At 54.7% G+C, this 25,974-nt stretch carries 24 protein-coding genes; 17 read left to right on the forward strand and 7 right to left on the reverse strand.

Annotated elements, in window-relative coordinates; all coding sequences use genetic code 11:
- Nucleotides 1–181 precede the first annotated feature (181 nt).
- Nucleotides 182–1,657, reverse strand: coding sequence for a site-2 protease family protein (locus POG22_RS06925; RefSeq protein WP_498904393.1), 1,476 nt, complete (start codon nt 1,655–1,657; stop codon nt 182–184).
- A 3-nt stretch (nt 1,658–1,660) separates the two neighbouring features.
- Between POG22_RS06925 and POG22_RS06930 the strand changes: the two genes are divergently transcribed.
- Complete coding sequence (locus POG22_RS06930) at nt 1,661–2,317, forward strand: MBL fold metallo-hydrolase (RefSeq protein WP_498904395.1); 657 nt, start codon at nt 1,661–1,663, stop codon at nt 2,315–2,317.
- 424 nt (nt 2,318–2,741) lie between these two features.
- Here POG22_RS06930 and POG22_RS06935 read toward each other — a convergent pair whose 3' ends face one another.
- Nucleotides 2,742–2,927, reverse strand: coding sequence for a hypothetical protein (locus POG22_RS06935; protein ID WP_017659235.1), 186 nt, complete (start codon nt 2,925–2,927; stop codon nt 2,742–2,744).
- A 99-nt stretch (nt 2,928–3,026) separates the two neighbouring features.
- Between POG22_RS06935 and POG22_RS06940 the strand changes: the two genes are divergently transcribed.
- On the forward strand, nt 3,027–3,185 hold the full coding sequence (locus POG22_RS06940; protein WP_017659234.1) for a hypothetical protein: 159 nt from the start codon (nt 3,027–3,029) through the stop codon (nt 3,183–3,185).
- A 9-nt stretch (nt 3,186–3,194) separates the two neighbouring features.
- Nucleotides 3,195–5,276 (forward strand): ribonuclease E, encoded by a 2,082-nt coding sequence (gene rne / locus POG22_RS06945; RefSeq protein WP_498904396.1) that lies wholly within the window; start codon nt 3,195–3,197, stop codon nt 5,274–5,276.
- Between the two features lie 69 nt (nt 5,277–5,345).
- Here rne and larE read toward each other — a convergent pair whose 3' ends face one another.
- Complete coding sequence (gene larE, locus POG22_RS06950) at nt 5,346–6,167, reverse strand: ATP-dependent sacrificial sulfur transferase LarE (RefSeq protein WP_498904416.1); 822 nt, start codon at nt 6,165–6,167, stop codon at nt 5,346–5,348.
- A gap of 202 nt (nt 6,168–6,369) precedes the next feature.
- On the opposite strand from larE, the gene POG22_RS06955 reads away from it, so the two are divergent.
- The 4 genes from POG22_RS06955 to POG22_RS06970 all read left to right on the forward strand — a co-directional run bounded on the left by POG22_RS06955 (nt 6,370) and on the right by POG22_RS06970 (nt 10,827).
- The gene (locus POG22_RS06955) at nt 6,370–6,558 is read left to right on the forward strand and encodes a hypothetical protein (RefSeq protein WP_071591964.1); all 189 of its coding nucleotides are present in this window, start codon (nt 6,370–6,372) and stop codon (nt 6,556–6,558) included.
- 92 nt (nt 6,559–6,650) lie between these two features.
- A complete protein-coding gene (locus POG22_RS06960) occupies nt 6,651–7,808 on the forward strand; it encodes an AI-2E family transporter (RefSeq protein WP_498904397.1) in 1,158 nt (385 codons plus the stop codon).
- A gap of 387 nt (nt 7,809–8,195) precedes the next feature.
- Nucleotides 8,196–9,545, forward strand: coding sequence for an RNA-guided endonuclease InsQ/TnpB family protein (locus tag POG22_RS06965; RefSeq protein WP_498904399.1), 1,350 nt, complete (start codon nt 8,196–8,198; stop codon nt 9,543–9,545).
- A gap of 73 nt (nt 9,546–9,618) precedes the next feature.
- Complete coding sequence (locus POG22_RS06970) at nt 9,619–10,827, forward strand: homocysteine biosynthesis protein (RefSeq protein WP_017659228.1); 1,209 nt, start codon at nt 9,619–9,621, stop codon at nt 10,825–10,827.
- A gap of 41 nt (nt 10,828–10,868) precedes the next feature.
- Here the strand turns inward: POG22_RS06970 and thrC are convergent, their stop codons facing one another.
- A complete protein-coding gene (gene thrC / locus POG22_RS06975; protein ID WP_026097419.1) occupies nt 10,869–11,984 on the reverse strand; it encodes a threonine synthase in 1,116 nt (371 codons plus the stop codon).
- Nucleotides 11,985–12,179: 195 nt separating this feature from the next.
- On the opposite strand from thrC, the gene POG22_RS06980 reads away from it, so the two are divergent.
- Nucleotides 12,180–12,362: a hypothetical protein gene (locus POG22_RS06980; protein WP_144053661.1), complete on the forward strand. Its 183-nt coding sequence runs from the start codon at nt 12,180–12,182 to the stop codon at nt 12,360–12,362.
- A gap of 299 nt (nt 12,363–12,661) precedes the next feature.
- Nucleotides 12,662–13,120, forward strand: a complete 459-nt coding sequence (locus POG22_RS06985; protein WP_063714864.1) for a hypothetical protein — start codon at nt 12,662–12,664, stop codon at nt 13,118–13,120.
- A 122-nt stretch (nt 13,121–13,242) separates the two neighbouring features.
- Here the strand turns inward: POG22_RS06985 and ald are convergent, their stop codons facing one another.
- Nucleotides 13,243–14,331, reverse strand: a complete 1,089-nt coding sequence (gene ald / locus POG22_RS06990) for an alanine dehydrogenase (protein ID WP_498904402.1) — start codon at nt 14,329–14,331, stop codon at nt 13,243–13,245.
- Between the two features lie 70 nt (nt 14,332–14,401).
- Between ald and POG22_RS06995 the strand changes: the two genes are divergently transcribed.
- From POG22_RS06995 to menD, 6 genes are all read left to right on the forward strand, one after another.
- Nucleotides 14,402–14,638: a TOBE domain-containing protein gene (locus tag POG22_RS06995; RefSeq protein ID WP_017659222.1), complete on the forward strand. Its 237-nt coding sequence runs from the start codon at nt 14,402–14,404 to the stop codon at nt 14,636–14,638.
- A gap of 111 nt (nt 14,639–14,749) precedes the next feature.
- Complete coding sequence (locus tag POG22_RS07000; protein ID WP_150128182.1) at nt 14,750–14,923, forward strand: CAB/ELIP/HLIP family chlorophyll-binding protein; 174 nt, start codon at nt 14,750–14,752, stop codon at nt 14,921–14,923.
- 193 nt (nt 14,924–15,116) lie between these two features.
- The gene (locus tag POG22_RS07005) at nt 15,117–15,407 is read left to right on the forward strand and encodes a hypothetical protein (protein ID WP_498904405.1); all 291 of its coding nucleotides are present in this window, start codon (nt 15,117–15,119) and stop codon (nt 15,405–15,407) included.
- A gap of 134 nt (nt 15,408–15,541) precedes the next feature.
- Nucleotides 15,542–15,964 carry a BlaI/MecI/CopY family transcriptional regulator gene (locus POG22_RS07010; protein ID WP_063718457.1) on the forward strand — a complete coding sequence of 141 codons (423 nt, stop codon included), beginning with the start codon at nt 15,542–15,544 and terminating at the stop codon, nt 15,962–15,964.
- Nucleotides 15,964–16,833 (forward strand): M56 family metallopeptidase, encoded by an 870-nt coding sequence (locus POG22_RS07015; RefSeq protein ID WP_017659218.1) that lies wholly within the window; start codon nt 15,964–15,966, stop codon nt 16,831–16,833. Before POG22_RS07010 ends, POG22_RS07015 begins: the two co-directional genes overlap by 1 nt.
- A 197-nt stretch (nt 16,834–17,030) precedes the next feature.
- Nucleotides 17,031–18,782, forward strand: coding sequence for a 2-succinyl-5-enolpyruvyl-6-hydroxy-3-cyclohexene-1-carboxylic-acid synthase (gene menD / locus POG22_RS07020; RefSeq protein WP_498904408.1), 1,752 nt, complete (start codon nt 17,031–17,033; stop codon nt 18,780–18,782).
- Here menD and POG22_RS07025 read toward each other — a convergent pair.
- Nucleotides 18,779–19,459 carry an ATP-binding response regulator gene (locus tag POG22_RS07025; RefSeq protein ID WP_017659216.1) on the reverse strand — a complete coding sequence of 227 codons (681 nt, stop codon included), beginning with the start codon at nt 19,457–19,459 and terminating at the stop codon, nt 18,779–18,781. The two genes, menD and POG22_RS07025, sit on opposite strands and share 4 nt — an antisense overlap.
- 224 nt (nt 19,460–19,683) lie before the next feature.
- Nucleotides 19,684–22,998 (reverse strand): PAS domain S-box protein, encoded by a 3,315-nt coding sequence (locus POG22_RS07030; protein ID WP_498904411.1) that lies wholly within the window; start codon nt 22,996–22,998, stop codon nt 19,684–19,686.
- 330 nt (nt 22,999–23,328) lie between these two features.
- Between POG22_RS07030 and POG22_RS07035 the strand changes: the two genes are divergently transcribed.
- Nucleotides 23,329–24,507, forward strand: a complete 1,179-nt coding sequence (locus POG22_RS07035; RefSeq protein WP_498904413.1) for a response regulator — start codon at nt 23,329–23,331, stop codon at nt 24,505–24,507.
- On the forward strand, nt 24,504–25,586 hold the full coding sequence (locus POG22_RS07040; protein ID WP_063718453.1) for an EAL domain-containing protein: 1,083 nt from the start codon (nt 24,504–24,506) through the stop codon (nt 25,584–25,586). The genes POG22_RS07035 and POG22_RS07040 overlap by 4 nt, the downstream gene beginning before the upstream one ends.
- The last annotated feature ends 388 nt before the right edge of the window (nt 25,587–25,974 follow it).

The following is a 25,974-nucleotide window of genomic DNA, read 5'->3' on the forward strand; positions in this document are numbered from 1 at the left end:
GATACGCAGAAAATCTTGGTAGAATGTCGGTAGCATTTTTTTGTTGGGGTGGCCGCAAACGCCACCCTCTTTTTTGGGACTCCTCTATTCTCTCAAACAATTGTCCCGTCTGGCTTCCGTCTACCTTGTCACCCTCTCAGGTGGTGAAGACTTCTTGAAACCCAGCCGATCGCAAGGTGAACTAACCCAACAACATCCGAGGGGCGGGGAGAATCACCACGGCCAACAAGAACAAACAGACCAACCCCAGAAAATCCCGGCCGTTATTCAACTCCGTCACGTCGTTGAGAGCCGGTTCGTCCCGCAGCGGCATCAAGAACAACAGCAGCGTCCACAAAAACAGTTCCGGGTGAATCAGCGCCAACATCAACATCAACAGGCGCGTCACCTGTCCGATGGCCGACGCCGTGCGGCGTCCGAACATCGCATGAACCATATGTCCGCCGTCGAGTTGTCCGATGGGCATCAAATTAAACGCCGTCAAGATCGAACCCAAATAGCCCGCAATAGCGACGGGGTGGAGGTCGATCGCTTTTTGCGGGTCGAGGGCGCCGCCGAGTACCGCTTTACAGACCAAGGACAACAGCAGCGAAAAGCTCGGTTGCAGTTCGTCGAAATTCAACAGTCCCGACTGTGCCGAAGCTGGAACCACTTCCGAATGACCCAACCCCCACCACAACAGCGGCAGCGTCACCAAAAACCCCACCAACGGCCCGGTGACGCTCACGTCGAACAGGGCTTTGCGATGGGGCATCGGCGATCGAATTTGCACGAACGCCCCGAAAGTTCCCAAAAAGAAGGGAATGGGAATGAAATAAGGCAACGTCGTTTTGAGGCGATGCCAGCGAGCCGCCCAAAAATGCCCCCCTTCGTGAAAGGCTAAAATTGCCAACAGAGACAGAGAATAGGGAAGTCCGTGCAGCAGTAGATTCGGCTCGGACTGCCAAGTCTCCGTCGCAATTCCCATAAATTCCGCTCCCGCGACCGTCGTTGTAAACAGCGTCACGACCAGCAAAGCCCCAGCTAAACCGGGACGGTGCGTCGTCTCGCTCGAGGCGGTTTTCGCGTTCGGGTTGGGGGCGAGAACGAAGAGGGGTTTGCGGTTGGGACCTTCTTGGAATACCACGAGAAAGCGATCGCCGAACTGCTGTTCGACGTTGTGGCGAATCGTTTGATAGGCGCGATCGGGACTCGTTCGCAGTTGTCCGCGACAAACGACCGCCTGGGGCAAATATTCGAGATTTTGTAAGGCGAACACCGACCAATTGAAGCAGTTTCGCAGTCGACTTTCTTCGGCTGGAGCGATGGGACGCAGTTTCGAGACGAGGGATTGACGTTCCGAGCCATTGGACACCGCCGTCGCCGTGGGAGCGTTAGGGGAATTGCTGGGAGTCGCCGGAGGCGGACTCGATTTCGGACGCCCCAAATACAGCAACCATAAATACAGACTGAAACAGACCACGAAAATGACGATCGCCACCAGAGCCGGAACCGAACCGTCGTCTCCGGCGATCGCCGTCCACGCCGACAACACTAACGCCGGTGTCATCATCACCAACCACAACAACCAGACGGGGGTTCGGGTGATACGCGAGACACTGCGCTGCAAAATAGTGTATGTAATGAGACCGAGTAATAGGAGTAACCAGAAAGTCATCTTATGCCCAAACAACCCCGGGCTGTATTCGAGAACCTGTTCGCCTTTCCACCGAACCGGGATACTCTCGGTGGAACCGCTTATTTCATTGTAGAAAACGATGGGAACATCCTCATCGACGCCCCGCCTTGGAACGAAGAAACCCAGGCGTTCGTGCGCGATCGCGGCGGCGTGCGATCGCTGTTCGTCACCCATCGCGACAGCATCGGAAAAGCCCAGCAAATCCAAACCGATACCGGATGTGCGATCGTCGTTCACGAACGAGAAGCCTATTTACTTCCCGAAGCCGAAGTGACGACGTTTTCTGAAGAACTCGAAATCGCCTCCGATATCTCGGGAATTTGGACGCCGGGACATACCCCCGGTTCTGCGTGCGTTTACTTATCTCGACATGGGGGGGTTTTGTTTAGCGGGCGTCACCTTCTCCCGAACCCAGACGGACAACCGAGACCGTTACGCACGGCCAAAACCTTCCACTGGCCCCGACAACTTCGCAGCGTCGCCAAACTGCGCGATCGCTTCTCTCCCGAAACCCTCTCTTGGATTTGTCCGGGGGCGAGTCTCGGATTTCTGCGGGGGAAACGAGCGATCGATCGGGCTTATATTCAACTGGCCGAAATCGACCTCGAAACCAGCTTACAGGAAAAAGTTTTGATCTAAGGAGGTGAGGAGCAGAAGCGGCGACTCGTTCACTGTCCTCACTGCGTCGCGGCTGGCGTTTGGTGTTTGAATCCTTGCCACGAAAGGATTGTAACCGAGCAGATCGTTAGAGTGCAGTACGACTCTCAAATACTGGTTTTGTCCGACCCGACAAGTCCCTCTCTGTGTCCTCAAACTCTGGTGTGGCGAAGACTTCTCGAAACCGAGCTTATCGCAAAAGGATGGAGTATTGCCCCCGATTTGTCAAGTCACGCACCCGAGCGATCTCACGAAACGAGTGACGCATTCCCTGTAAAACGCGATCGACCGTCAAACGTGGTAAAGTAAGGGATAAAGTACTTTCATCGTACGAGATAGTTTAGGTTAACTCGTATGGGAGCCAACCTAGACGGTTGGGGTGCGCGATCGAATTCGCGCGGTTTCCCTATCCTGCCCAGGGGAGATGGGGGAGTTCCGAAGCGATTGAGACCCCACGCTTCGGTGAGATCGGGCGATCGTTAAGAAATACCGAACGCAAATCGAGATCGAGCCATCGGGGGTCGGCGTGAGAGGATACGGCAGCCCCCTCACCCACATCGGCAAACCATCCCCCATCCCGCGTGTAGGACATTCCAAATCGTCTTATTCCCAAACCCGTTCGCTCCCCAATCCCGTCTCTCGGCGCATTTACGGGTGACAGGGAACGTTGGAGGTCGCAACGACCCGCTGAGTGCGGAGTTCTTTCGCAAAGAGGAAGTATTGTGACGTTCGCGCAAACGATAACGCGATTGCGGCGGTCGAAACCGATATTCCGACGCGACGACACAGCGACAGCGAAGGAGGACTGCACCTCAACCGCACGGCCTCGGGAACCCTAAAAAAGTTTTGAGGAAATTGAATGCCCAAGCAAATTATCATCGCCGAGCAGCATCGGATTGCTGCTGTTTTTTCCGAAGATCAGATTCAAGAACTCGTCGTCGCCACCGGAACCCATCAGGTTAGCGATATTTACCTCGGGGTGGTCGAAAACGTCATTCCCGGTATCGATGCGGCGTTCGTTAACATTGGAGACCCCGAACGAAACGGTTTCATGCACGTCACCGACCTCGGGCCACTGCGCCTGAAACGGTCGGCTGGTGCGATCACCGAGCTGCTCGTCCCGCAACAGAAAGTGCTGGTGCAGGTGATGAAAGAGCCGACGGGGAACAAAGGCCCTCGCCTGACGGGAAACATAACCCTTCCGGGTCGGTATCTGGTCTTAATGCCTTTTGGTAAAGGCGTCCACCTGTCGCGGCGTATCGTCCGCGAATCCGAGCGCAACCGACTTCGCGCCCTCGCAATTCTCGTCAAACCCTCCGGTATGGGACTGTTAGTGAGAACTGAGGCGGAAAGCGTCGGCGAAGACGCCATCATGGAAGACCTGGAAACGCTCCAAAAACAGTGGGAAACGGTTCAGGAAGAATACAACACCAACAAAGAACCCACCCTCCTCAACCGAGACGACGATTTCATTCAGCGCGTCTTGCGGGATATGTACAGCACGGACGTCAACCGCATCGTCGTCGATTCCCATACCGGCTTGAAACGGGTCAAACAACAACTGACCAATTGGAACGGGGGTAAGTTACCGCAGGGGGTCTTTCTCGATCACCATCGCGAGTCGCAACCCATTCTCGAGTATTTCCGGGTGAACGCCGCCATTCGAGAAGCGCTCAAACCCCGCGTCGATTTACCGTCGGGGGGCTACATTATTATCGAACCGACGGAAGCTCTGACGGTCATCGACGTCAACTCCGGTTCCTTTACGCGATCGGCCACGTCTCGGGAAACGGTGCTGTGGACGAACTGCGAAGCGGCCACAGAAATCGCCCGACAACTGCGCTTGAGAAATGTCGCCGGGGTGATTATCGTCGATTTTATCGATATGGATTCGCGGCGCGACCAGTTACAGGTGTTAGAACAATTTACCAACGCCCTCAGCGCCGATAAAGCCCGACCTCAAATCGCTCAACTGTCCGAACTCGGGTTGATCGAACTGACTCGCAAACGTCAAGGCCAAAATATCTACGAGCTGTTCAGTCGTCCTTGTAGTGCGTGTGGCGGGTTGGGACATATCGTCCAACTTCCCGGCGAGGAAGCCCCCCACCAAATCGAAACGGTCGCACCGACGCTAACGCCGACGCCAACGCCGACGCCGACTCCCGCTGTGGCGCTCCCGCGAGAGCGATCGAAGTCTCGTCCGACGAAAGCGGCCGAGAAATCTCTCGAAACCGTTCGAGAAGCCGTAGGCGATAGCGAGTTAGATCCGGCCGCCAGCGACACTCAAGAACTCGATTTAATCCACCATCCGAGCTATCAGGAACTCGGAGACGGGGGAACGCGCCGCCGCCGTCGCCGTCGGTTTCCTTCACCGGAGACGAAATCCGAACCGGAGACGACGCCTAAAGCAGCTCCGACGAAGGAAGAGTCGCGCAGTTCGCGCCCGGAAGCTCCCATCCTCGATGAGAGCCGAAATCGAGAGACAACAGAGGTCGATACGGAAGATAAAGGTGGGCGATCGCGATCGATTTCTCGCGAGAGCAAACCTGAAGAGCCGGTCGAAGTCGTCACGGTAGAGATGACGTCGGAAGAACAGGAAGTCTATGCTCTGATGGGGATTTCACCTCTGATCAAGCTCGATCGCCCTGTTAAAAATCCCAAGTCCGTGATAGTGGAGGTGATCGCTCCCGGCCAAGTGTCCGAGACGCAGACGGGAGAGTCGAACGGGGGGAACTCTCATAACGGTACGTCTCACGCCGAGACGCCACCATCTGAGGAGGTCGACGATCGCGACGATCGCTCGGGTGAAGACGAGACCGCCAATGAGGTGAACGAACAACCCGCCGATCTCGCCGAGACCCAAGACACGCCTAAATCGACGAAAACGCGCACGAACCACACGCGACGCCGTCGCCGTCGTTCGTCTGCTTCGTCAGAATAGTCTCGAGTCGAGTAGGGATGTTGTCAGTAACGTCCCTACTCGGGCGTTGGCGGCGATCGTCGGTTTCACTCAAACGCCGAGGGCAGACTTTTCTAAGACTCGGTTGAGTTTGCCGCTTTGATAGCCTTCTAAATCTAAGGTGACGAAGAGAAAGCCCAGTTTTTGTAATTCGGCGACGACTTCCGGTAAATCCACTTCGGCGACAAAGGCTTTGATGCGATCGGGCGGTAGTTCGATGCGAGCGGTGTCGCCGTCGGAACGCACCCGCAGGTTTTGCCATCCCAGGTGACGCAAGTAGATTTCTGCCCGACCGACTCGTTGTAGCTTGGCTACGGTGATTTCTTCGCCATAGGGAAAGCGAGAGGAGAGACAGGGTTGAGAGGGTTTGTCCCACCAGGGTAAACCCAGGTATTTCGAGAGTTCCCGTACTTGTGCTTTAGAAATTCCGACTTCGGCTAGGGGCGATCGCGCCCCTCGTTCTTTTGCGGCTTGAATACCGGGACGGTAATCCTGCAAATCGTCGGCGTTGACGCCATCGACGACGTAGGGATAGCCTCGCTCTTTCGCCAGGGGTTTGAGGGTGTCGTGCAGTTCGCTTTTACAGAAATAGCAACGGTTGACGGGGTTCGAGGTGTAGTTGGGATCTTGCATTTCCTGGGTTGCCACCTCTTCGTGGGGTATCCCGATGGCGGCGGCTTGTACGCGGGCGTCTTCTAAGTCTTCGGGAAGTAAGGAGGGGGAAACGGCGGTTATGGCTAAGGCGCGATCGCCGAGGGCGTCGTAGGCGATTTTGGCGACGAGGGTGCTATCGATACCGCCGGAATAGGCGACGATCGCCCGTTCCATGTCTCGAAACAAGCGGTAGAGTCGATCGAGTTTGTCTTGCAGCATCATAGGTAGCGCTATCGTTAGGGTTCGTTCGATATATTTTTCGGTCGATCTTTCGATCTGGCAATTGACGGGGCGAAATTCGCCCCAATGTAGCGAGGCTCAGATCGCTCGTGTCGCACGGGGTACGTCGATCGCGGCAGATTTGAAGGGATGCAAAAATAAGATAGAGTGAAAGACGTGAACCTGTTAGCCTGCCTCACTGATGAACGGTAAAGCTGAAATTGTCATCAAAGTTGTCGTTGCATCGCTTGCGATCTCGCTGCTGATTAAATACCTCGGGCCGCTATTGGCAATTCCTGCCAGCGATGCGATCGCCTTAACTGCTATTTTAACGCCCGCTACCGTCATGGCGATCGTGATGGTACGGCGATCGCGATTGGGAGCGTCGTAGGTAAAGGTTACGAAGATTAACGCTCGATCGAAACAGCTTTTATCGACCGATCGCGTATCGAAAAGCGCGTCGGACCGCGGAGGAACGGGACGGTGAAAATTGGTAATCCACTCGCGCTAGTCGCACTGGTTTTATCGTTGGCGATCGTGTGGGAAATTCGCCAAGTTTTGCTGATGGCGATCGCGGCGATCGTCATTGCCACGTCTTTGAATTTATTCGCTCGTTGGTTACAACGGTTCGGCTTGCGTCGTCCGATTGCTGTTATCGTTGCCATTAGCAGTACAGTTTCGCTGCTGACGATTTTCTTTTTCGCGATCGTCCCGCCTTTTATCGATCAGTTCGAGCAGTTTACCCAACTGTACCCCAAGACGTTAGCTCAGCTAGACGTTTGGCTCGCTCGCGTCGTGACACGGCTTCCCGGTCAGTTTTTCGATCCGTCAACCCTCAATCTCAACGACGTTCTCAACCAAATTCAACCCATTTTTAACAACTTTCTCGAAACCAGTTTTAATGTTTTTTCGGGAACACTGGGCGTGGTGTTAAACCTGCTGCTGGTGATTGTTTTGACGATTATGTTTTTGGCGAGTCCGCAATCCTATCGCAATGCGTTTATTTTACTGTTTCCCGCCTTTTACCGCCATCGTATCGACGAAGTCCTCGATCGCAGCGAGGAAGCTTTAAGCGGTTGGTTGGTGGGCGTTTTATTCAACATGGTCGTTGTCGCGATTATGAGTTGGCTGGGATTGTGGCTCATCCTACAAATTCCCCTCGCTTTAGCTCATGGTGTTTTAGCGGGATTGCTCGCGTTTATTCCCAATATTGGACCGGCGTTGAGCGTTATTCCGCCGATGGCGACGGCGGTGCTGGAAAATCCCTGGAAACCCATCGCAGTTTTAATTTTATATGTTGTTATTCAACAAATTGAAAGTAACTTTTTAACTCCCTATGTGATGGCTCGTCAAGTTTCGTTACTACCTGCTGTTACTTTGGTTTCTCAAGTCGTTTTTGCTACGTTTTTCGGTTTTTTAGGGTTGTTAATGGCGTTGCCCATTACTGTCGTCGGGCAAGTGGTGTTGCAAGAATTATTGATTAAAGATATTCTCAATCAGTGGCAGCAAGGAGGTGAATCGCTCCCAATTCGACGTCGTCAGTCTGTCAAACTCCCCGAAGAAGACGAGCGATCGATAGAGGAAGAGTCAGAGAGCGATCGCCCTTCTTCTAGGAGTGCGGAAATAGACTCAAAATCGTAAGTTCTTAAAACATTCATAAAAATCTAGCAACCCTAAATCAGTTGTGTAACAAAATTGGGAATTGGGAATTGGGAATTGGGAATCGGATTTTTTGGGGTATTTTAATTTTTTGACGACTCATTTTGGACTGCTGTATTCATAAAAGTCAAAATTTTTAAAAATAAATAAAGAAATCAGAGTTTCTAAGGGATCGAAAATAAAAAATACTATAAATTATTTACAGATCGAATCAAGCTGTTATCGAAAATTTTGGGTCTAAAACCCCGTCCCTTCGACTTGGCTCACTTCGACAAGCTCAGTGCGAGCAGGGCAAGCCTTCTAGGACGGCTTTTGACAATCCTGTTTTTTTGTGCCAAGATTGTCCGTACAATCGAGCCCAACGGTGCGATGCTTGTTCTCGAGTTCAAAATCAAAGGGAAACCCCACCAATACGCCGCCATTGACGAAGCGATCCGAACCGCACAGTTCGTTCGCAACAAGGCACTGCGCTATTGGATGGATACCCCTGGGGTCAACAAATACGACCTTAACAAGTACTGTCGGGTACTCGCTCGAGAGTATGACTTTGCTCGAGAACTCAACAGCACGGCTCGTCAAGCTTCAGCCGAACGCGCTTGGTCGGCAATCGCTCGATTCTTCGAGAACTGTCGCAAGTCTGTTCCCGGCAAAAAGCGGTGCGACCCCGCGCCGTCGCACGGACGGGGCTTACAAGGTGCGGACGCAGGTTCCGCACACAGCCCCTCCGCTAGGGCTTGCCCTGAGCTTAGTCGAAGGGAACGCGCACCAAGAGAAGGATATCCCAAGTTTAAGAAAAACAGTCGTTCCGTTGAGTATAAAACTTCAGGTTGGAAGTTACTCGACCCCAAACACATTGTCTTCACCGACAAGAAAAATATAGGACGACTAAAACTGGTTGGAACCTGGGATTTGGCGTTTTACGGCACAGAACAAATCAAGCGGGTTCGGCTGGTTCGCAGAGCCGACGGTTACTACGCACAGTTTTGCGTCAAGGTCGAGGTTCGAGAAACACTCGAACCGTCAGGAAATACCGTGGGTTTAGATGTCGGACTCAAGGAGTTCTACACCGATTCAAACGGACAGACTGAACCGAATCCGAGGTTTTACCGAAACGCCGAGAAAAAGCTAAAACGCGCTCACCGAAGGGTGAGTAAAAAACAGAAAGGCTCTGCCAACCGAAAAAAAGCCGTCAATCGACTCGGACGAGTACACCTCAAAATAAGTCGGCAACGTGAAGAACACGCCAAGAGATTGGCGCGTTGCGTCATCCAATCTAACGATTTGGTGGCCTACGAAGACTTGAGGATTAAGAATCTGGTGAGAAACCACTGTCTCGCTAAGTCGATTCACGATGCAGGTTGGTATCAGCTCAGGAAATGGTTGGAGCATTTTGGAGAGAAGTTCGGCAGGATAACCGTTGCTGTGAATCCTGCCTATACCTCTCAAAAATGCTCGAGTTGCGGCACAGTGGTCAAGAAAAGTCTCTCGACTCGAACTCACGTTTGTCAGTGTGGGTGCGAGTTAGATAGAGACCACAACGCAGCCGTCAACATTCTGAACGCTGCCTTGAGTACCGTAGGGCATACGGGAACTTCGGTTCGGCTTCGCTCACCGAGCGCAGTCGAGGTGAACGCTTCTGGAGATTTGACCGCTACTTTGGCTGGTGCAAACCTGTCAGGGCAAGTCGAGTCGTTGAGAGAAGAATCCCCACGCCTTTAGGCTGGGGAGTGTCAAAAATTGAGAACTGTAAATTGTCAATTCTCAATTGTCAATTCTCAATTGTCAATTTTTTATGTCGCAGCGCTCGATCGCCGAAATCAACGAAAAAATCCTCAAGCGCAAGGCTGTTGTCTGTACGGCGGAAGAACTCAAAGCCAAAGTGGCCGAAATCGGCATAGTCCAAACCGCCAAACAGGTGGACGTCGTCACCACCGGCACTTTCGAGCCAATGGAATCGAGCGGCGCGATTCTCAATTTAGGTCATACCGATCCGCCGATCAAGATCCGTCGTTGTTGGCTCGATGGCGTTCCGGCCTATTCCGGCTTTGGGGCTGTGGATTTGTACTTGGGGGCGGCGCAAATTGCGGAAGTTCCCGAAACCGAGGAGGCAACGCGGGAAACTCCCTTAAAAGAAATGCGAGGCGGCGGCCACGTCATCGAAGATCTGATTGCCGGAAAAAACGTACAACTGCGAGCGATCGGGCAAGTAACCGACTGCTACCCCCGCGCCTCCTTTGAAACGACGATTACCCGCGACAGCATCAACCAGTTTTACCTGTTCGATCCCCGCAATCTCTATCAAAACTTTATCGTCGGGATTAACGGGGGCGATCGCCCCCTGTTCACCTACCTCGGACCGCTGCAACCTCGTTTGGGAAACGCCGTCTACTCGAACCCCGGCGCCCTCTCTCCGCTGTTTAACGATCCCGAACTCCAACTCGTGGGTATCGGAACCCGCGTGTTTATGGGTGGGGGAATCGGTTACGTCGCTTGGGAGGGAACCCAACATTTCCCACTGCAAAAGCGACTTCCCAACCAGACTCCTATCGGTCCGGCGGCGACGTTAGCGTTGATCGGCGATGCCAAACAGATGTCTGCTGACTGGGTGCGAGGCTGTTACTTCCACAATTACGGTCCTTCGCTGATGTTGGGGGTTGGCGTTCCGCTTCCGGTTCTCGACGAGGCAGTTGTCGAACGCTGTGCGGTGCGCGACGAGGAATTAGTCGCCCCGGTGGTGGATTTTTCCATTCCACGACGCGTTCGTCCCACTTTCGGGCTGGTAAGTTACGCTCAGTTGAAAGCGGGGAAAATTACTGTAGACGGAAAATCGGTACGAGTTGCGCCGTTAGCGAGTTTGTACCGATCGCGCCGCGTCGCCGAGGAACTAAAAGCTTGGATCGAAGCGGGGACATTTACCCTCACCGAAGCTGTCGCCCCCATTCCCCGCGATCGCACGTTCGTTCCCCAAGACGTTTGGGGCGCTCAAATTTCCCTAGAGTGATCGATAGAGGGCGTGCGATCGCCGCGATCGATTCTCAATTCTTAAAACCCCATGACCTGCGCCACGGCTTCCAAATCCGGTTCGATACCCTGGCGCAATTGAGTTTCGCTGTGTTCGATCGCCGAATCGGGGTCTTTCAAACCGTTCCCCGTCAAGACGCACACGATCGTCGCCCCCGTGGGAACGCGATCTTTCACTTTCAACAATCCCGCCACCGACGCCGCCGACGCCGGTTCGCAAAATACCCCTTCGCGCCCTAACAGCCGATAAGCGTGGAGGATTTCCTCGTCTGTGACCGGGTTGAACTCTCCTTGACTGGCTTCGCCGACTGCGAGGGCTTTTTGCCAGTTAGCCGGGTTGCCGATGCGAATTGCCGTCGCCACCGTTTCCGGGTGTTCGATGGGGTGTCCGGCGATAATGGGGGCAGATCCGGCCGCTTGGAATCCCATCATTTTCGGCAGGCGATCGCACTTTCCGAGTTGGTGGTACTGACAGAATCCCATCCAGTAAGCAGTGATGTTTCCGGCGTTCCCCACGGGAATACACAGCCAATCCGGGGCGTTTCCGAGATCTTCGACCACTTCAAACGCTGCCGTTTTCTGTCCTTCGAGGCGATAGGGGTTGATGGAGTTGACCACCGTTACCGGATAGTGTTCGCCCATTTCCCGCACGATATCGAGAGCTTTGTCGAAATTGCCGCGAATGGCTAAAACTTCTGCACCGTAGACTAACGCTTGTGCGAGCTTGCCCAAGGCGACGTAACCGTCGGGAATGACGACGAACGCTCGCAGACCGCCCCGTTTGGCGTACGCGGCAGCGGCGGCGGAGGTGTTCCCCGTACTAGCACAGATCACGGCTTTGGCGCCTTCTTCCTTCGCCTTCGTAATTGCCATGGTCATTCCCCGGTCTTTGAAGCTGCCAGTGGGGTTCAACCCGTCGTATTTAACGAAGACTTCAACCTTTTTTCCGATTTCTGCGGCGATGGAGGGGACGGGAATCAGCGGCGTGTTGCCTTCGTACAGCGTCACGATGGGGGTCGAGTCGGTGACGGGTAAGTAGGGGCGATATGCATCGATCAGTCCCCGCCAGCCTCGTTTTTGGGGGACAGGGTCGTCTTGGCGCTCGTTGGTGGTGGGAAAGCTCAGCGTCACAGTAATTTTCGAGATATGGCGTTTATCTTCAGTGTATCAAATCCGTGGAAGTCTCGAAACACAACGGTTCGAGATTTGTCGGAGGAGCGATCGCCAGTTGGGAAATTTGAGAAACTGCAACATTCGATGCAATCTTTGGGAGCGATCGCAGTACAATATCTCGTTGGTGTGAGTAGGTAAGAATTACTAGGCAGTTATAATATGACAACTTTATCTCGAACTCAGAAGGCTGGAAACTCGTCGGTGATGTTACGTCCTCTGTCAGTTTACCAAGCCGACCATCAGGTGAAATACTTGCATCTGCAAGCCCAACTCGACACCCTCGAAATCGAGTTGAAGAAGTTAAAGCAGCAACAATCTCCCACGGTTCCGTCTCAGAATTAGGGTAACAACTAACGGTTTTTAATGTTTCGGGGGGCGATCGACCGTTCGTCCCTTTTTTTATCATTTGTAATGATGTGAGAGGGAGCGAACTGAATTTAACGGCAGAGAAGAACCTGCCAGAACGTTGTTTGGGGTGAGCGATCGCCTTGCCAAAACCTTTAAATTCAGAACTGAGGTGATGGAAACCCACTCAGTTTGAATTTTTTGCATTACCGTTTAAGCATAGGATTTCTCGCCTCTGGGAAAGAACAGTACGGCGATCGCTGCTTTCTGGTTCACTTACCGACTCTCGGCTAACGATGTCAGGTTCTCCAACTCCCCTAAACGTTCGACAGACATACCCCTGTCCCCTGTGTCGGCGCGGGACGCTTTCGGAACTCACACTGATGGAAGCGTTCGGATGCGACGTATGCCACCATGTCTTTGCCGTCAATGCTTCCAAACAGTCCGTTCGGGTGGTCGATCGCTCGCCGCCGTTAACGTGGCGTTGGAACGGTCAGCGCTGGACGGTCTCCCATCGCGACGACGTTCGTTTGAGCTGGGAAGCTTGGCTGGCGGCGATCGCGTTCGTTCTGTTTCCCACAGCGATCGTCAGTCTAGCGGCTTACATCTTTCCACCCCTGCCGGGGAGTCCGTTTGGCATTTTTCCCATTTTTTGGGCTGTCCTGACCTTCGTAAGCCATTTAGCCTGTGTAACGTGGTTAATTTTGGAGTACTACCAAGTCCCTGTTTTAAGCTATTTACGACTGCGGCGATAGGCGAAGCTTTTACAGTCGCCAGTCACCAGTCGCCAGTCACCAGTGAGGAGATGAGGAGAAACTGTTACCTGTCCTCACTCTTCCCTCTCCCCTCTTCCCTCTCCACTGAAGAAGCTCTCCTCTCATGATTCGGTGTTGGCGAAGACCTCTCGGACGGCGGGATGGACGATTTGGTGGTGTTTGACGTTGACGCCTTCAGCCAAGGCCGAATCGGTCGCGACGGCATCTGCACCGAACTCGGCGAGTTTGAGGACGTAGGGCAACGTGCTGTTGTTCAAGGCTTGGGTCGCCGTCCAAGGAACTGCTCCCGGCATATTGGGGACGGCGTAGTGTAAGACGCCATCGATTTCGTAGGTGGGTTGGGTGTGGGACGTGGGACGAATGGTTTCGATACAACCGCCTTGATCGATGGCGACATCGACGATAACCGAACCGGGGTGCATTTTTGAAACGAGTTCTCGGGATACGAGAACGGGCGGTTTGCGTCCCAAGACGAGAACGGCACCGATAACGAGGTCGGCTCGGCTGATGGCCGTTTCAATTTGAGCCGAGTTGCTATAGAGCAATTCGACGCGGGAACCAAAGAGCGTTTCGAGGTAAGAGAGGCGATCGATATCGATATCGAAGATTTGCACGCGCGCCCCCAAGCCGACGGCCATACGAGCGGCTTCTGTGCCGACGATACCGCCGCCAAGGACGACGACGTTACCGGAAGGAACGCCGGGAACACCGCCGAGGAGGACGCCGCGTCCGCCTTGTTGTCGTTCGAGGAAGCGGGTTCCAAACTGAACGGAAAGCCGTCCGGCAATGACGCTCATGGGGGTGAGAAGGGGAAGTTTGCCGTCGGATAACCGTACCGTTTCATAGGCGATCGCCAACGTTCCCGATTTAACGAGGGCTTCTGTCAGCGAGCGATCGGCCGCCAGGTGTAGGTAGGTAAACAGGATGCGATCGCTGGCTAAAAATCGGTATTCGTCCCGAAGCGGCTCTTTGACTTTCACCACCATCTCGCGATCCCAGGCAGCAACAGCAGACGAGACAATTTCTGCTCCGGCTTTGAGATAGTCTTCGTCCGTAAATCCCGAGCCGAGTCCTGCCCCCGTTTCGACAAAGACGTCGTGTCCGCGTTCGTGTAAGACGCGAACGCTTTGCGGACTCAACCCCACTCGAAATTCTCGGTCTTTGATTTCCTTGGGAACGCCAATTTCCATCAATTTGTATTCACTAAACTAGATTGTTGCCTTAATTTTAAAGAAAATCCTAAATCGAGATGACAGAAAGATGACAGCACAAATTAGCGGACGGAACCAATTGCGGGGGCGGGTGACAGAAATTGAGTACGGAGATATTTTGGCTCATGTCACGGTACGAGTTGGAGACAATTTGGTCGATGCGGTGATTACGCGTCGCTCGGCCGAACGACTGCAACTCAAACTTGGCGACGAGGTGACCGTGTTGATTAAAGCGACTGAAGTGATGGTGGTCAAAGAGTTCGATCGCGGTGACGACCGTACTTGAGACCCAAGCCCCTGCCTCGAAACGTCGCGCACGCCACCGCCGCGATCGCACCCGTCCGTTAAGATGGAAGTCGATCGCGTTCTAATCGCTTGTCGTCATCGTTTAACCGGTATGAGCCAACCTCCAGAACCTTCTGTCACGCCCAACCTCAGCGAACCGAAATTCGGATTCAACGAGTACGCCGAACGTCTCAACGGTCGCGCGGCCATGGTGGGATTCGTGGCTGCACTGGCGATCGAATATCTGTCCGGTCAAGGTTTACTTGCTTGGTTGGGCTTGATCTAAGATCGAGATCGGGGGGAAGGTTTCGCGCCTGCCCCGATCGCCTTCCCTCGACGTTCGCCCCACTGTAACCGAAACGGCATCTCGGTCGAGCGTTTTTCGGGTCGTTTTCTCCTCGTTCTGTGGCAGCGAACGGTCGGAGAAACGCACGAAACCGCGATCGCTCGGCTTCGGTCCGTTAAGTAGGAACAACCTCATGAATGCTGCTTGGCATCGAATTGTCAAATCGATTTATCGCAAAGAACCCATTTCTAGCTTCGTCCTAACGGTGGGGGCTGTAGACGCAGCTCTCGGTGGTTTGGGCGGAAGCGGGTCGCTGTTAGCCTTCGGGATGGGAACCATCGGCGTCGCCGTCGCCCTGCGCTGGTGGCAAATTCAGCGCCGACGAGACCAACAACCCGAAACGGCGGCTGAATACTATCTTCCCCCGAGTCGTTCTGCTCGACCGCTCCCTCGCTTGACCAGCACCTCGCGCCGCCGCTCGTAAGATCTCGTAAGATGAAGAGATGACTAGAGAGTGAGATAATGAGATCGGCGAACTGAGAATTGCGCTCGAGGCGATGACAACGGTACGCCCCGAGAGTTCGCTCTATACTGGATATTCTGCACGCTTCACCGAACATGGTTCCACTGCCCGATCGACGTCCGAAACAACTGTCTCTCGGCCCCCTCGAAGCCGAGGTGTTAGAAACGCTGTACGCCCTAGGTTCGGCGACAGTTAAAGAGGTGCGCGATCGCCTCTTGTCCGACCCCGATCGCGAACTGGCTTACGCTTCGGTGACGACGGTACTGCGTCGGTTGACGAAGAAAGGCTGGCTCGAATGCGACAAACGCGATCGCGCGTTCCGATGGACGCCAGTGCTATCGCGGGACGAAGCCCAAATGCTGCAATCCCACGATCGCCTGCAACGCTTTCTCGACATTAGCAATCCCGACGTGGTAGCGGCCTTTGCCGACAGCCTCGACGGAGACAGTCTCGATCGCCTCGAAGCCATCACCGAACGCGTTCGAGCAATGCGTCAGGGGCGGGAGGCGGACGCCTGATGCACCTGCTGATGGTTCTGGCTGCCCTTTTCGGGAGCTTGGCCTTTCGCTGCTGTTACGACCGCCTCGAACGCTCGGGATACCGAGATCGCTGGTATGCGGCGCTGGCTCAATTGGTGTTTCCTCCCCTGTTACTGGTGACCACGGCGTTAGCGGTAGTCTGTATGGGAATGGGGGGTAACATGGCGTGGTCGGGAACCGCCGAACTGAGTTACGGAATCTCGGCGAGTTTTCTGGCGGTGGCAGGGGCGCGGCTGGTTGGGTGTGGCGTCAGTGCGTGGCGATCGCAACGATCGCTACGACGCTATCCGCAACGGCAAATTCTCGACTACCCCTGTCGCGTATTCGAGGAAGATATTCCCTTCAGTGCGGTGGTAGGCTTTTGGCGACCAGAGCTGGCCGTCGCTCGAGGATTGCTCGATCGCTTAGACGAGCCGCGTTTGAAGGCGGTTCTCGCCCACGAACGAGCCCATCTGTACTATCGCGATACGTTCTGGTTTTTTTGGCTGGGTTGGTTGAAGCGATCGACCCTGTGGTTGCCAAAAACAGAAGCGATTTGGGATGAGTTGCTGCTCCTGCGAGAAATTCGAGCCGATCGCTGGGCGGCACAACAGGTAGACGGGTTGTTACTGGCAGAATCGCTGTTGACCGTTGCTAAAGTGCCGTTTCAGTCGATGCCCTCTATCCCTTTCGGCGATCGCTCGGACGTGCGGGCTGCCTTGAGTTGCGATGCCCCTCGCAGTCGCTTAGAGGAACGGATCGAAGCCCTGTTGGAAGACGCGCCGCCAATCCCCAACTGGCAGCCCTGTTTGTGTCAGTGGTTGGCGTTGGCGCTCGTGCCGATGTCGGTCGTCCCATTTCATTATTAACCGCACCTTTAACGTTCGCCACACTCGAGGTCGAGGTCGTTAGGCAACGCCGGGCCTCCCCACCCGATCGCGAGAGTCGGTCGCCAGGAGAACCCCGACCGAGCGTTCGGAACCTTCGAGCGATCGCCGCGTGCGACGCTGCGGAGGGGCTTGGAACGTTGCGATCGTTCGTTTCTTGATTGTCGCTATCCATATCCATGACCGTTGATTTTCGCAACCGCAACACGATTTGGGCGTCCGTCGCCGTCGAAACCCTTGCCAAACTGGGACTGACGACGGCGGTAGTCTGCCCTGGATCTCGTTCGACGCCCCTCACGATGGCGTTTGCCACCCATCCCGACATCGAAGCCGTTCCAGTTCTCGACGAGCGTTCGGCGGCGTTTTTCGCCCTCGGACTGGCCAAGCGCACGGGACGGGCGACGGCGTTGGTGTGTACCTCGGGAACGGCGGGAGCGAATTTCTACCCGGCCGTCATCGAGGCGCGAGAAAGCCGCGTACCGTTGTTGGTGTTGACAGCCGATCGCCCGCCGGAACTGCGCCACTGTCATGCCGGACAAGCGATCGACCAACTCAAACTGTACGGCAACTATCCCACTTGGCAGACGGAGTTGGCACTGCCGGAACTCGATTTATCGCAGTTGTACTATCTGCGCCAGACGATCGCTTACGCTCTCGAACGCACGCGGTTTCCCGTGGCGGGTGCGGTTCACCTCAACTGTCCGTTTCGCGAGCCGTTACCTCCGATTCGCGAACCGGACGCCCAGGCGTTCGCCCGGCAGTTTCCCGACAGCTTTTTTGAAGGGTCGATTCCTTCGGAGGCGACGTTTTCTCTGACGTCGGCCGCGGATCTCGATCGCGCGTTTTCGGCTTGGTTCAAGTGCGATCGCGGGCTGATCGTGGCGGGTGTCGCCCAACCCGTCGAGGATAAAGCCTACTGTCAAGCGGTGGCGCATTTGGCGAAAACGTTGGGATTTCCGGTGTTGGCCGAGGGACTCTCGCCGCTGCGAAACTATGCCTCTCTCAATCCCCATCTCGTTTCGACCTACGACCTGATGCTACGAGACGAATCGATGGCGAAACGGTTGGTTCCCGAGGTGGTGGTACAAGTGGGAGATTTACCCACGAGTAAGGTATTGCGGGAGTGGTTGGCGGCGGTTCGGCCGCAGGTGTGGGTGTTAGACCCGAGCGATCGCAATCCCGATCCGCTCCACGGAAACACGAAGGTTTTACGGGTGGCGATCGAACGGTTGCCGATTCCCGATCCCGTGGTACCGCCGGGAGCGTCGGAGTTTTGCCGACAGTGGTGCGAGGCCGATCGTCAGGTACGCCAGCAGATCGATGACACTTTCGGCGATACCGACGATCTCGTGGAACCGAAGTTAGTTTGGACGCTCTCTGAGATCTTGCCTCCGGCGACGGGGCTGTTCGTGGCTAACAGTATGCCCGTGCGAGATTTGGAGTGGTTTTGGCAACCGAGCGACCGTCGCGTGCGGGTGTGGTGCAATCGCGGGGCGAACGGCATCGACGGGACGCTCTCGACCGCGTTCGGGGTCGCGTGGGAGGCTCCTACTGTATTGTTAACCGGAGATCTGGCGCTGTTCCACGATGCTAACGGTTTTTTGTTGCGGCAGCAGTTTCGGGGCAGTTTGACAGTGGTGTTAGCGAACAATCACGGTGGCGGTATTTTCGAGATGTTGCCGATTTCTCAGTTCGAGCCACCGTTCGAGGCGTTTTTCGCCACGCCGCAGTCTGTGGACGTCCCGTCGCTGTGTCGCGCGTACGGGGTCGAATACGAGGCGATCGCGTCGTGGCAACACTTGAAGCGCAGCCTAAAACAACTCCCCAAGACGGGAGTTCGCCTGTTAGAACTGAAAACCGATCGCAAAGTCGATGCTGCCTGGCGACAGCGGCTGTTCGAGAACGTTTCCCAAAACATCGTTAAGGGTTAAGACCGCCCTTGTAACAGGTTGAACTGACAGAGTAAATTCACGTTTTCGGGCGTGAGGAGTTTTTGCATTTCCGAAACTTGGTTGAGTAGGGAAATTTCGCGGGAAAATTCCTCTTCGAGAATTTGTAGGTAGCGATCGCGGGCTTCGGGGGTATTTTTGTTCTGCAACATCGTCAACGCCACTTTGATATTGGACATGGGACGACGCAGTTCGCGATCGAGGTTTTCCATCAATCCGTCTTTCGCGTTGAGAAACTGTTGCAGTCGCGTCAGTTCGTCGGACAGAGACGCCATGCGATCGAGGAGCAAGTCTTGCTTTTTAAACCGCGTTTCGATCGCCCGCAGCAGTTCGTCGGCATCGAAGGGTTTGACGAGGTAATCGTCTGCTCCGAGTTCGATCCCTTGTCGCATATCGGCGCGATCGGTTTTCGCGGTGAGAAAAATAAATGGAATCATTGCCGTTTCGCGGTCGGCTTGGAGGGTTTTTAAAACACCGTAGCCGTCGAGTTCGGGCATCATGATATCGCAAACGATTAAGTCGGGATTCTCAGAGCGAGCCAAATCGATTCCTTCGTAGCCATCTGCGGCACCGAGCGACTCAAAACCCTCTGCTTTAAGGATTTTGAGGATATTTTTTCGTAAAATTTGTTCGTCTTCGATAACTAGAACTTTTTTCATCGCTCGTTTCAAAACGTCGATCGTAGCTATTTTAGCCACATCACTTTAACACTGCCATCGCGCTAAAGCAGTTGTATTGTAGCATTGTGAAACTTTTCAGTCTTTGACGTCGAGTTCCTGTAAGTTTAAGAAACTTAAAGTCAGGGCGATCGCTGAAATCGGGCAGTGAGGAGACGACCGGGAAACGAGGAGACGAGGAAAAACCTGTGACCTGCCAACGGTCTTCACGGCTCGCCGCTTGTGGTTCGCGATCGATTCGCAAGGGTCTCTTCGTCCGTCGTGGTGGGAAGCACGACCGTCACCTGAGTTCCCCGTCCCGATTCGCTATCGACTTCGATCGTCCCGCCGTGCAAATCGACACATCGCTTGACGATCGCCAATCCCAACCCCGTACCGGGAATCGTCCCGACGTTTTTGGCGCGGTGGAACGACTCGAACAGACGGGGTAAGTCTTCTGGCGGAATTCCGATACCGCGATCTTCGATCTCGAAGACGATCTGACCGTCACACTCCCACAGGGCAAAGCGCACGGGAGCTTCTGGCGGTGAGTATTTGAGGGCGTTGGAGAGTAAGTTAGACAAAATTTGTCGCAGGAGCTTTTCGTCGGCGCGAATCCATAGGGATTGATGGGGAAGTTCTTTGGCGAAGGCGCGATCGCGACCGATGCTGTTACTCAGCTGCGTCGTCAGACGCTGACAGAATTCTGTGAGTTCGACTTCTGAGGGGTTGAAGTTGAGGGTTCCAGCTTCGCTCTTGGCAAAGGTGAGAACGTCGTCGAGCAGTTCGGTCATGTGACGGACGGCCGACTGAATTTGATCGAGTTGCTCGAGTTGTTCTTCGCGACTCCACTCGTACCGGTGCAGCAGTTGCGCCGAGGACTGAATCACCGCTAAAGGCGTTCGGAATTCGTGAGAAGTCATGGAGACGAAGCGAGATTTGAGGTCGATGAGTTCTCGTTCTTTTTCGATGGCTTTGATAACTTCGGTTTCGGCACGTTTGCGTTCGGTGATGTCTTGACCGAAGCCGATGGTGGTTCCGTCAGACAGGCGGACGTTCGCCCAGGACATTTCGAGTGGGTGGCCGTCGCGACGGCAAACGGTGAGGTCTTGCCATCCCGAAACGGCGGCGCGTACGTATTCGAGAACTTGCTGTCGGTATTCTGGGTCGGGATAGCAGGCGGCAAACAGGTTGATGTTTTGGGCTTCGTGCAGAGACCAGCCGAGGGTTTCTTCAAAGCAGCGGTTGACGAGTTTCGGGGTGGCGTCGGGGTTGAGGAAGCAAATGGCGACGGGAATGCGATCGAAAACGGTTTGCAAGATTTCGGTTTGTTGTTTGAGGGTCGCTTCGGCTTGTTTGCGATCGCTGATATCTTGGACGACAGCAACGAAGTAAGGATCGACGCTGGGTAGCGAGCCGTATTCTGTCTCGGAGGTATCTTGTACGACGGAGATCGTCACGTTCGTCCACACGAGAGACCCGTCGGACTTTTGGTAACGTTTTTCGAGGGCGCAGGTATTGACGCGACCGCTCAGCAGGTTGTGGAGACACTGTCGCGTTATCTCGAGGTCTTCTGGGTGCGTCATCTCCAAACACCCCGTTCGTCCGAGTTCTTCGGCACTGTAGCCGAGAATGTCGCAGAGCTTTTGGTTGACGAACTGCCAGTGTCCCTGTAAGTCTACTTGGGCGACGCCGACAGCCATCTGCTCGAACAGCGATCGAAATTTGGCTTCGCTCCGTTGCAGGGCGACCGTCCGCTCGGCCACTTTGGCTTCGAGTTCTTGGTTGAGCTGGCGTAAGGCTTCTTCGGCCTGTTTGCGAACGGTCACGTCTTGGGCGATGCCGACAATTTGCTCGGGAGTCCCATCGGCGGTGCGCGTGAGGATGGTTTCGCGACTGTGAATCCAACGCCAGTCGCCGTCGGCTCCCCGCACGCGAAACTCGCGCTCTGAGACGTCGTCTTCGGCCAGTTCGGCAACGCGTTCTCGCTGTTCGCTCAGACTGTAGATGTCGTCGGGATGAACGACGAGGGTGAGGAATTGTGAAGACATGGCTTGAATGCGTTCGGGGGTGTAGCCGAGCAGTTGGGTGACTTGTCGGTTGACGTAGACGTTGCGCTCGGCGAGGAGGTCGTAGACGTAGAGAACGTCTGGGGTGGCGTCGGCAATTTGCTGGACGAGACGCTGTTGTTTTTGTAGGGCGATTTCAAACTGTTTGCGCTCGGTGATGTCGATGCCGACGGTGACGGCGGCGCGGCCGCGATCGTATTTTTGGGCGACGACGAGGTACTGACGCAGGGTCTCGCCGATGGGGGTGTCGATGACGCGGCCGGCGGTTCGGCCGTCGCTGTCGAGGAACTGCCGCACGAATTCGGAAAATTGGGCGTTGCTGCCTTGGAATCCCACGTCTCGGCCGACAAAGTCTTCGGGGTCGAGACCGTAGGCGGTGGCGAGGTGGCGGTTGACGCCTTGGTAGCGTCCGTCGGAGCCGATCCAAGACACGAAGCCAGGAATGGCGTCGAGGACGGCTCTCATGCGATCGTTGGTGTGTTGGAGGTCTTGTTGGGTTTGTTGGCGTTTGCGAATTTCAGCCCGGAGGATTTCGTTAGTACTGCGGAGTTGGGCGGTACGGGCTTCGACGCGACGCTCGAGTTCGCTGGCTAGGGTTTTGATGGCGTCTTCGGCTTGTTTGCGGGCGGTGATGTCTCGGGCGACCCAGAGAACGGCGCGATCGTTGCGGGGGTTGGGGTTGGCGTTGCGGGCGACCCAGACGACGGAGGTTTGGGCGATGGGGGAGATGCGGGCTTCAAACCACAGGGGAGACTCGCCGTCGGGAAGGCTGTACTCGAAGCGGACGGTTTGTCGGGTTTGAAGGGCTTGCCGGATTTGTTGGAGGAAGTCGTCGGCGTAGCCGTCTTCAAAGAAGCAGGAAATGGTGCGATCGATCCACAGGCTGACGTCGGGATCGACGGGATCGGGGCTGGGAAGTCCCACTTCGAGGCGATCGCCGTCGAGGTCGATTTCGAGGACGATGTCCTGCATCGCCGACAGAATCGTTCGCAGTTGGGAGTAACTGGTGGCGAGTTTTTCTTGGAGGAGTGCTTGTTCGGCAGTTTCTCGCTCGATCCGCTTTTGCAGTTGGGCGACGTGGTATCGGAAGTCGGCGGCTTCTCGCAGTAGGGCGCGTTGGGGGAGGCTTCCGACGAGGCGATCGCGGTTGTCGAGAACGGGTAGGGCTTGTAAGGGCGTGTTCTCGAACCAGCGACTGAGGGTGTCCCATTCGGGGGGTTGGGATTCTCGGATGCGGGGAAACGTCCGCACCATGACCTCGCCGACGGGTTGGGTTCGATCGAAGTTGGGGTTTTCGACTAAATGCAGCAGTTGGGTTTCGCCGAAGGCTCCGACGAGACGACGGCGATCGCAGATAAAGACCGTGGTTTTACAGTTTTGGGAGAGTCGGGCGATCGCGTCGGACACCGGAGTTTCCGGGGTCAAGGTTTGGGGATGGCGATCGATGGCTTGGCGAATCGCGCGATCGAACATAATAGGTCGCTTATCGGAGGAGGACGGTTCGAGGCGGGGCGAAGGTCGAGACGATTTTGGGTTTGCGTAGTTTCACGTAGGTCGGCAACCTAGGAATTACTGATAAAAAAATCCGCGATCTCGACAATTTTCAAACTATTTTTTTGGGAATAGACTGATAGATATACGGGAGAAATATTAAAGCTTTTTCCAAACTCTAACATAGTTTTCAAAAAGTCAAGATGTTTCTTCAAAAAAATTGATTTTCTTCAAACGAGATCGGTGTTTCACGTTGAGATCCCCCAAATTTGAGGGGCGTACCGGAGTTTGGAGCGAGTTCGAGGTATGGTGATGTCTCCAGTTCGACCGTTTAAAAAGCAACGCTTAGTCGAAGCGATCGCGAGAATTTATCAAGCGCAAAAAACGGGGAAATTGTCGGTTTCTCGCGGCCGTCGTTGTTGGGATTTATATTTCGAGAGCGGTCGTCTTGCTTATGCGATCGATCCCGTTCATCGCGTCCGACGCTGGTATCGCGCCCTCGAACGGTATTGTCCCGACGCTCCCGAGGCGTTATTCGCACCGTCCGATCGCGAGGAGGTGTGGGAATACCAATGCTTGCAAGAGGCGATCGTCGGCGATCGCATCACCATATCGCAAGCCAAAAGTATTCTGTACGCGAACGCCCGAGAAGTTTTGTTTTCGCTCCAGGGCGTCACCGATACGACGTATCGCTGGCAAGATCGAACCCTCGATCGCCCCACCCTCTTCGTTCCCCTGTCGCTGTCGGCGTTAGAACTCAAACAACTGTTGCGAGACGTGCGGGCGTTATCTCAACAGTGGTACAGCTTGGGACTGCGCCCGCCAGATGCCAATCGCGCTCCGCGTCTCGCTCGTGACGGTCATGCTTCTGGTTCGGCCTTTCTCAACCTCCTCGAAGCGTTCGACGGACGCCATACGGTTTGGGATCTACTGGTTCGCCTCGATTCGTCAATGTCCGTCGTCACTCGCCTGCTGCACCACTTCCTCGAACAGAACATTCTAAGCTGGAAAACCCTTAAAGACGTTCCCCTCCGGGAAAAATCGCCCGTCCGAGTGCCGAAGATCGCCTGTTTGGACGATAGCCTCACCGTTCGCAACAGTCTCGAGAGCATCGTCTCTCAAGCCGGATATCGCTTTCAGGGCTTTCAAGACGCCGTCGAAGCCGTTCCGGCCATCATCGAACAACCACCGGACTTGCTCTTTCTCGATCTGGTGATGCCCGTCGCCAACGGGTACGAAGTCTGCACCCAACTGCGTCGCGTGTCGGCACTCGAGTCGATGCCCATCGTGATTTTAACGAGCAAAGACGGAGTGGTCGATCGCCTGCGCGCTCGTTGGGTCGGGGCCTCGGACTTCCTCACCAAACCCGTCTGCAAAACTACCGTTCTCAAAATACTCTTCGAGTACCTTTCCGAATCGAACGATGTCGCATTGAATCCGATTTCGTCTCAGTTTACGTCTCCACTCAATTCTCAATTCGAGTTTGCATGATGTTTCAGTTTCAAGTTCCCACTCGATCGCCCACCGAGATCGACATCCAGCTCTCGGCCAAAGGAATTCCTATGACCTCCTCCATTGCGTACAAACTCATTGTTCTCCCTGATAGTGTGTTGACGCGAAGCTTGCTAGTTCAGCATAATTTCCGTCCGGTTCCCATCGCCCCACAGTTTCTTTACCGGGAACTCGATCGCGCGACCACTGCGACGATCGCCGAGAAGCTCGAACGAATTCCTCTCCCCAATCGAGAATCTTCGCAATATATCGTGACCGATCGCTCGTTTCAAGCAAGCAATCTACTGTTTGAATTTCTCAACGCTCAACCGCTAAGTATGTTTCGGGCTGACAATCCTTACGATTGGTTTCCATCTCTTCTCGAGCAAAAATCGCTATTCTTTAACTATCAACCGATTTTCGATTTAGAAGTCGGCGAGATCGTCGGACACGAATGTTTCGCCCGAGCTACATCGATAACGGGAACCTGTTTGAACGGTCGTCAACTCCTCGACGCGGCAACGGTGACGGGATTGACTCCACAATTCGACGATTTAGTTCGAACGCTGTGTCTCCCGACGATCGCGAAGTTTCCCCCACACCAAACCTTTTTTATTAATGTTTCTCCGGTAACGTTGGTACGTCAACCGCAGTTTCTCGCCGATACGTATACGCTCACCCAGGAATTGAACTTACCGACGACGAACCTCTTTTTCGAGGTTTCTGAAGCGGAGTTGTTACACCAACCCGAGCGAGTTCGCAACGCTATCTCGCAGTTACGAGAGTGGGGATTTGGGATTTCAATCGACGATTTTCGCGGGGATTTGTCCCTCGATTGTCCCTTGCGAGATATCTATCCTAACGCCATAAAATTTGAAGGAGAGCGCATTCGACAAGGACGCCGCGATCGTGAGGTTTTCGATCGCCTCGCTCGTAGCATCGACACCGCCGACGAGTTGGGTATCGCCACGATCGCCAAACACTTAGAAACCGCTGTAGATCTCGACGATTGCCGTCAGTTAGGCATCGACTTCGGACAAGGTTTCGTATTGGGACGCCCCCAACGGACGATACGGTGACGCAGGAACGGGAGCTTTTACAGTCGCCAGTCGCCAGTCGCCAGTCGCCAGCCTTTTACAGTGAGCCGCGAAGCAGTGAGCAGTGAGCAGTGTTTCAGTCACCAGTCACCAGTCACCAGTGAAGACAGTCAACAGGTAACAGTTGCTCCCCTGCTCCCCCTCTCCCTTGCTCCCCCTCTCCCCCTCTCCCTGTCTTCCCTCTTCCCTCTTCCCTGAAGAAACTCCCTTGCTCCCCTGCCTCGATCGCCTCATGTAAATTTCTGGCAGTTTTAGGGATTTTTTGTCGTCCAGGTTGCAATCAGCTCGGGAAATTATCGCTAACCTGAGAGTAAGGGACTTAAAGCGACAGGTTGAGGACGTGCCATCGCAAGCCGACGATGGCACGTCC

The organism is Geitlerinema sp. CS-897 (assembly GCF_028368005.1).
Classification (GTDB): Bacteria; Cyanobacteriota; Cyanobacteriia; order Cyanobacteriales; family Geitlerinemataceae; genus Baaleninema; species Baaleninema simplex.

Coding starts and splice junctions, on each gene's coding strand:
- POG22_RS06995 (WP_017659222.1), top strand. CDS start 14,402: ATGACAGCACAAATTAGCGGACGGAACCAATTGCGGGGGCGGGTGACA.
- POG22_RS06955 (WP_071591964.1), top strand. CDS start 6,370: ATGAACGGTAAAGCTGAAATTGTCATCAAAGTTGTCGTTGCATCGCTT.
- POG22_RS07040 (WP_063718453.1), top strand. CDS start 24,504: ATGATGTTTCAGTTTCAAGTTCCCACTCGATCGCCCACCGAGATCGAC.
- POG22_RS06965 (WP_498904399.1), top strand. CDS start 8,196: ATGCTTGTTCTCGAGTTCAAAATCAAAGGGAAACCCCACCAATACGCC.
- POG22_RS07025 (WP_017659216.1), bottom strand. CDS start 19,459: ATGAAAAAAGTTCTAGTTATCGAAGACGAACAAATTTTACGAAAAAAT.
- rne (WP_498904396.1), top strand. CDS start 3,195: ATGCCCAAGCAAATTATCATCGCCGAGCAGCATCGGATTGCTGCTGTT.
- POG22_RS06925 (WP_498904393.1), bottom strand. CDS start 1,657: ATGACTTTCTGGTTACTCCTATTACTCGGTCTCATTACATACACTATT.
- larE (WP_498904416.1), bottom strand. CDS start 6,167: ATGCTGCAAGACAAACTCGATCGACTCTACCGCTTGTTTCGAGACATG.
- POG22_RS06930 (WP_498904395.1), top strand. CDS start 1,661: ATGCCCAAACAACCCCGGGCTGTATTCGAGAACCTGTTCGCCTTTCCA.
- POG22_RS07015 (WP_017659218.1), top strand. CDS start 15,964: ATGCACCTGCTGATGGTTCTGGCTGCCCTTTTCGGGAGCTTGGCCTTT.
- POG22_RS07000 (WP_150128182.1), top strand. CDS start 14,750: ATGAGCCAACCTCCAGAACCTTCTGTCACGCCCAACCTCAGCGAACCG.
- POG22_RS07030 (WP_498904411.1), bottom strand. CDS start 22,998: ATGTTCGATCGCGCGATTCGCCAAGCCATCGATCGCCATCCCCAAACC.
- POG22_RS07035 (WP_498904413.1), top strand. CDS start 23,329: ATGTCTCCAGTTCGACCGTTTAAAAAGCAACGCTTAGTCGAAGCGATC.
- POG22_RS07010 (WP_063718457.1), top strand. CDS start 15,542: ATGGTTCCACTGCCCGATCGACGTCCGAAACAACTGTCTCTCGGCCCC.
- POG22_RS06980 (WP_144053661.1), top strand. CDS start 12,180: ATGACAACTTTATCTCGAACTCAGAAGGCTGGAAACTCGTCGGTGATG.
- POG22_RS06970 (WP_017659228.1), top strand. CDS start 9,619: ATGTCGCAGCGCTCGATCGCCGAAATCAACGAAAAAATCCTCAAGCGC.
- ald (WP_498904402.1), bottom strand. CDS start 14,331: ATGGAAATTGGCGTTCCCAAGGAAATCAAAGACCGAGAATTTCGAGTG.
- POG22_RS07005 (WP_498904405.1), top strand. CDS start 15,117: ATGAATGCTGCTTGGCATCGAATTGTCAAATCGATTTATCGCAAAGAA.
- POG22_RS06985 (WP_063714864.1), top strand. CDS start 12,662: ATGTCAGGTTCTCCAACTCCCCTAAACGTTCGACAGACATACCCCTGT.
- POG22_RS06935 (WP_017659235.1), bottom strand. CDS start 2,927: ATGTCCTACACGCGGGATGGGGGATGGTTTGCCGATGTGGGTGAGGGG.
- menD (WP_498904408.1), top strand. CDS start 17,031: ATGACCGTTGATTTTCGCAACCGCAACACGATTTGGGCGTCCGTCGCC.